The sequence below is a fragment of the Simplicispira sp. genome (assembly GCF_028687295.1).
GTDB classification, from domain to species: domain Bacteria; phylum Pseudomonadota; class Gammaproteobacteria; order Burkholderiales; family Burkholderiaceae_C; genus Simplicispira; species Simplicispira metamorpha.
This window is the reverse complement of sequence record NZ_JAQUAL010000182.1, coordinates 1-5,784: the sequence shown is the minus strand read 5'-3', so window position 1 is coordinate 5,784 and position 5,784 is coordinate 1. Positions and strand designations below refer to the sequence as shown.

Annotated in this window: 4 protein-coding genes; 1 reads left to right on the top strand and 3 read right to left on the bottom strand. The window is 61.2% G+C overall.

Annotation, left to right across the window (positions count from 1 at the left end):
- Positions 1–69 precede the first annotated feature (69 nt).
- From PHX69_RS14890 to uvrB, 3 genes are all read right to left on the bottom strand, one after another.
- Positions 70–1,290: an IscS subfamily cysteine desulfurase gene (locus tag PHX69_RS14890; RefSeq protein ID WP_288044733.1), complete on the bottom strand. Its 1,221-nt coding sequence runs from the start codon at positions 1,288–1,290 to the stop codon at positions 70–72.
- Positions 1,291–1,394: 104 nt separating this feature from the next.
- A complete protein-coding gene (gene iscR / locus PHX69_RS14885; RefSeq protein ID WP_119012298.1) occupies positions 1,395–1,931 on the bottom strand; it encodes a Fe-S cluster assembly transcriptional regulator IscR in 537 nt (178 codons plus the stop codon).
- Between the two features lie 234 nt (positions 1,932–2,165).
- Positions 2,166–4,250 carry an excinuclease ABC subunit UvrB gene (gene uvrB, locus PHX69_RS14880; protein ID WP_288044732.1) on the bottom strand — a complete coding sequence of 695 codons (2,085 nt, stop codon included), beginning with the start codon at positions 4,248–4,250 and terminating at the stop codon, positions 2,166–2,168.
- A 118-nt stretch (positions 4,251–4,368) separates the two neighbouring features.
- Here uvrB and PHX69_RS14875 point away from each other — a divergent pair, with 118 nt between their 5' ends.
- On the top strand, positions 4,369–5,565 hold the full coding sequence (locus PHX69_RS14875; protein WP_119012296.1) for an amino acid aminotransferase: 1,197 nt from the start codon (positions 4,369–4,371) through the stop codon (positions 5,563–5,565).
- The last annotated feature ends 219 nt before the right edge of the window (positions 5,566–5,784 follow it).

The following is a 5,784-nucleotide window of genomic DNA, read 5'->3' as shown; positions in this document are numbered from 1 at the left end:
ATTTACTCCTTTATTAATAGCTACTAGCGCTTGCTGCGCAAGGTCTAGAGGCCAATTTGATACATATTATTAGTGGGCTGCCCACTGGATGGTGCTGAGGTCTACACCATCCTGGAACATCTCCCACAGCGGACTGAGTTCGCGCAGCTTGGCCACGTTTTCGCGGATGGTGCCGATGGCGTAATCAATCTCCTCCTCGGTGGAGAAGCGGCCAATGGTCATGCGCAGGCTGCTGTGGGCCAGCTCGTCGCTGCGGCCCAGCGCGCGCAGCACGTAGCTGGGCTCCAGGCTGGCCGAGGTGCAGGCCGAGCCTGACGACACCGCCAACCCCTTGATGCCCATGATCAGCGACTCGCCCTCAACAAAGTTGAAGCTCATGTTCAGGTTGTGCGGCACGCGGCGCGCCGTGTCGCCATTGATGAAGACCTGCTCGATGTCTTTCAGGCCGTCCAGCAGGCGCTGGTGCAGGGCCTGGGCCTTGGCCAGGTCTTGCGCCATTTCTTCTTTGGCCAGGCGGAAGGCCTCGCCCATGCCCACGCACTGGTGGGTGGGCAGCGTGCCCGAGCGCATACCGCGCTCATGGCCACCGCCGTGCATTTGGGCTTCCAGGCGCACGCGGGGCTTGCGGCGCACATACAGCGCGCCGATACCCTTGGGGCCGTAGGTTTTGTGCGAGGCCAGGCTCATCAAATCCACGGGCAGGGTTTTCAGGTCGATCTCGATCTTGCCAGTGGCCTGGGCCGCATCGACGTGGAAGATGATGCCCTTCTCACGGCACAGCGCACCAATGGCCGGGATGTCCTGGATCACGCCAATCTCGTTGTTCACGAACATGACGCTGATCAGGATGGTGTCGGGCCGGATGGCGGCCTTGAGCACCTCAAAATCCAGCAAGCCGTTTTCCTGCACGTCCAGGTAAGTGACTTCAAAGCCCTGGCGTTCCAGTTCACGCATCACGTCCAGCACGGCTTTGTGCTCGGTCTTGACGGTGATCAGGTGCTTGCCCTTGCCTTTGTAGAACTGCGCTGCGCCCTTGATGGCGAGGTTATTGGACTCGGTAGCGCCGCTGGTCCAGACGATTTCGCGCGGATCGGCGCCAATCAGGTCAGCCACTTGCTCGCGGGCTTTTTCAACGGCGGCTTCGGCCTCCCAGCCCCAAGCGTGGCTGCGGGATGCGGGGTTGCCAAAGTGCTCGCGCAGCCACGGGATCATGGCGTCCACGACGCGCGGATCGACGGGCGTGGTGGCGCCGTAATCAAGGTAAATGGGGAAGTGCGGTGTCGTGTCCATGGCTGGCTCAGTGAAAGGTTCTGGCTGGCAAAACAGAAGAAAGTGAAAAGCAATCTCGCAGGGCAGCGCTGGCCTGGTGGCCGCGCGCTGGCACCACTGCGCTATCAGGACTTGGCGAAAACGTTGCCCAGGGCGAACACCGAATTGGGCGCGTTCACACGGATGGGCTTGACCACCGGCGTGGTGGAAATGGCGCGGCGCACTGCCGGTTTTTCTTCAATCTGCACACCCTTGGCCAACTGGTCTTCCACCAGTTTTTGCAGCGTGACGGCATCCAGAAACTCGACCATGCGTTGGTTCAGCGAAGCCCACAGGTCGTGCGTCATGCAACGGCCGGTTTCGCCCAGGCAGTTTTCTTTGCCACCGCACTGGGTGGAGTCAATGGGCTCGTCCACCGACACGATGATGTCGGCCACAGTGATGTCGGTGGCCTTGCGTGCCAGCGTGTAGCCGCCGCCGGGGCCCCGGGTGGACTCGACCAGCTCATGGCGGCGCAGTTTGCCAAACAGCTGCTCCAGATACGACAGGGAAATGCGTTGGCGTTGGCTGATGGCTGCCAGCGTGACAGGGCCGTTGTTCTGGCGCAGGGCCAGGTCAATCATGGCAGTGACCGCAAAGCGGCCTTTGGTGGTGAGGCGCATCGCAAGCTCCTTTTTTGGCTTGTTGGTTCAGAAAATACCGCTTGCCGTGGATAACCGCAGCAGTACCGTCTCAGCCCATCACGCTGCCTTGTCGGCGCAGACGTTCATCGCAGGGCATTGGTTGAGTGTTTGACCACAGTATAGCACAATCCCCATTATTTTTGTCGGATAAAGTGACTTTACAGTCACATTTGACGCTGTCAGGTCGCATTCACACACACTGCTGGGGGCTTTCTAGGCACTGGCCATCGGGTCACTGCCGTGGGCGCCAAAAGCACGCTCTTTCAGCAGCGCCAACTGGTCACGCAGGCGCGCTGCCTGCTCAAACTCCAGGTTGCGCGCATGCTCCAGCATTTGCTTTTCCAGGCGCTTGATTTCGCGGGCTACCTCTTTCTCTGACATGTCTTCTACCTGGGCGCGCTGCATCGCCTCCTGCTCCATGCGGGCCGCATCTTTGCCTGCTTTTTCGCTGTAAACACCGTCAATCAGGTCTTTTACTTGCTTGACAATGCTGCGCGGCGTAATTCCTAGCTTTTCGTTGTGTGTGATCTGTTTGGCGCGCCGACGTTCCGTCTCGCCGATGGCTTTTTCCATGGACGCCGTGATGCGGTCGGCATACAAAATGGCCTGGCCGCTCAAATTGCGCGCGGCGCGGCCAATGGTCTGGATCAGACTGCGCTCGGAGCGCAAAAAGCCCTCCTTGTCGGCATCCAGAATCGCCACCAGCGACACCTCGGGAATATCCAGCCCTTCGCGCAGCAGGTTGATGCCCACCAGCACATCAAACGCGCCCAGGCGCAGGTCACGGATGATTTCCACGCGCTCCACGGTGTCCACATCGCTGTGCAAGTAGCGCACCTTGACACCGTTGTCGCTCAGGTAATCGGTCAATTGCTCGGCCATGCGCTTGGTCAGGGTGGTGATGAGCACGCGCTCCTGGCGCTCTACACGCAGGCGGATTTCCTGCAACACATCATCGACCTGCGTGGCCGCCGGGCGCACCTGCACCAGCGGATCGACCAGCCCGGTGGGGCGCACCACCTGCTCCACCACTTTGCTGGCGTGCTGCTTTTCGTAGTCTGCCGGGGTGGCTGAGACGAACACCACCTGGCGCATGCGCTGCTCAAACTCCTCCAGCTTGAGCGGGCGGTTGTCCAGCGCGCTGGGCAACCGAAAACCATATTCGACCAGCGTGGTCTTGCGCGAACGGTCGCCGTTGTACATGGCACTGAGCTGGCCCATCATCTGGTGGCTTTCATCCAGAAACATCAGCGCATCTTTGGGCAGGTAGTCGGTCAACGTGCTGGGCGGATCGCCCGGCGCCGTGCCCGAGAGGTGGCGCGAGTAGTTCTCGATGCCTTTGCAGTGCCCCACTTCGCTGAGCATTTCCAGATCAAAACGGGTGCGCTGCTCCAGCCGCTGGGCTTCGACCAGCTTGCCATCACCCACCAACTGCTTCAGGCGCTCGGCCAGCTCCAGTTTGATGGCCTCGACCGCCAACAGCACCTGGTCGCGTGGCGTGACGTAGTGGCTGCCCGGGTACACCGTAAAGCGCGCAATGCTCTGGCGCACCCGCCCGGTGAGCGGATCGAACAGCTGCAGGCTCTCGATTTCATCGTCAAACAGCTCGATGCGCAGCGCCAGCTCGGAATGCTCCGCCGGGAACACGTCGATGGTGTCGCCGCGCACACGGAAGTTGCCGCGCGCAAAGTCCATGTCGTTGCGCTGGTATTGCATGCGCACCAACTGGGCGATGGCATCGCGCTGACCGATGCGGTCGCCCACGCGCAGCGTCATGATCATGCGGTGGTAGCTCTCGGGGTTGCCGATACCGTAAATGGCCGACACCGTGGCCACAATCACCACATCGCGCCGCTCCAGAATGCTTTTGGTGCAAGACAGCCGCATTTGCTCGATGTGCTCGTTGATGGCGCTGTCTTTCTCGATGAACAGGTCGCGCTGCGGCACATAGGCTTCGGGCTGGTAATAGTCGTAATAACTGACGAAATACTCCACCGCGTTTTTCGGGAAAAACTCGCGAAACTCGCTGTAGAGCTGGGCCGCCAGTGTCTTGTTGGGCGCAAAAACGATGGCCGGGCGCCCCAGCCGGGCAATGACGTTGGCCATGGTGAAGGTCTTGCCCGAGCCGGTCACGCCCAACAGGGTCTGGAACACCTCGCCATCGCGCACGCCCTCTACCAGTTGGTCGATGGCAGTGGGCTGATCGCCCGCAGGCGGGTAAGGCTGGTACAGCGCAAAGGGCGAATCAGGGAAATGGACAAACTGCCCGGCAGCGGGCACAGCGGTAATTTCTGACATGGCAAAGGTGCGGCAGCGCAGACCCGGCGCCGCTAAAATTGGGGGGAGCCCAAAAGCCTAACAGCTGCGGCTGCAATGCTCCACCCTCCCCCCTTTCTTCACCCCTCCAAGGACTCACATGTCTCTGTTCACCGCCGTCGAAATGGCGCCCCGCGACCCCATCCTGGGCCTCAATGAGCAATTCAACGCCGACACCAACCCCAACAAGGTCAACTTGGGCGTGGGCGTGTATTTCGACGACAACGGCAAGCTGCCGCTGCTGGAATGCGTGCAAAAAGCCGAAGCCGCCCTGATGGCCAAGCCCACCGCCCGGGGCTACCTGCCCATCGACGGCATCGTGGCCTACGACAACGCCGTCAAGGCGCTGGTGTTTGGCGAAGGCAGCGAACCCGTCACCTCGGGCCGCGTGGCCACGGTGCAAGCCATTGGCGGCACGGGCGGCCTGAAAATCGGTGCCGACTTTTTGAAGAAAATCAGCCCCGATGCCAAGGTGCTGATCTCCGACCCCAGCTGGGAGAACCACCGCGCCCTGTTCACCAACGCCGGTTTCGTGGTCGATACCTACGCCTACTACGACGCTGAAAAACGCGGCGTCAACTTCGACGGCATGCTGGCCAGCCTGAATGCGGCTGCGCCCGGCACCATCATCGTGCTGCACGCCTGCTGCCATAACCCCACCGGCTACGACATCACCCCCGCGCAGTGGGACCAGGTGGTGGAAGTGGTCAAGGCCAAGGGCCTGACCGCTTTCCTCGACATGGCCTACCAGGGCTTTGGCCACGGCATTGCCGAAGACGGCGCCGTGATCCAGAAGTTTGTGGCCGCTGGCCTGAGCTTTTTTGTCTCCACCAGCTTCTCCAAGAGCTTCAGCCTGTACGGCGAGCGCGTGGGCGGCCTGAGCGTGCTGTGCGAGAACAAGGAAGAAGCCGCGCGCGTGCTCTCCCAGCTCAAAATCGTCATCCGCACCAACTACAGCAACCCACCTACCCACGGCGGTGCGGTGGTGGCTGCCGTCCTGGGCAACGCCGAGCTGCGCGCCCTGTGGGAAAAAGAACTGGGCGACATGCGCGTGCGCATCAAGGCCATGCGCCAAAAGCTGGTCGATGGCCTGAAAGCCGCTGGCGTGCAGCAAGACATGTCGTTCATGACGCAGCAAATCGGCATGTTCAGCTACTCGGGCCTGTCCAAAGACCAGATGGTGCGCCTGCGCAATGAGTTTGGCGTGTACGGCACCGACACGGGCCGCATCTGCGTGGCCGCGCTCAACAGCAAGAACATCGACTACGTGTGCCAGGCCATCGCCAAGGTGGTGTAAGCACCGGGTAAACCCCTGATACAGAAACCGCCTTCGGGCGGTTTTTTTATGGTAATTTTGGCCTCTAGCGCCCGTCTGGCGTGCGCTTGCAGCTATCAAAAAAATAGTAAATCAACCCCTGCCACCGCCCCCACCGATGACCACTGCCCTGCCCCAACCCCTGCGCAACCTCCGCATCCTCAGCCTGGCGCTGAACCTGCCCGGCCCGGCGGCTCTGGT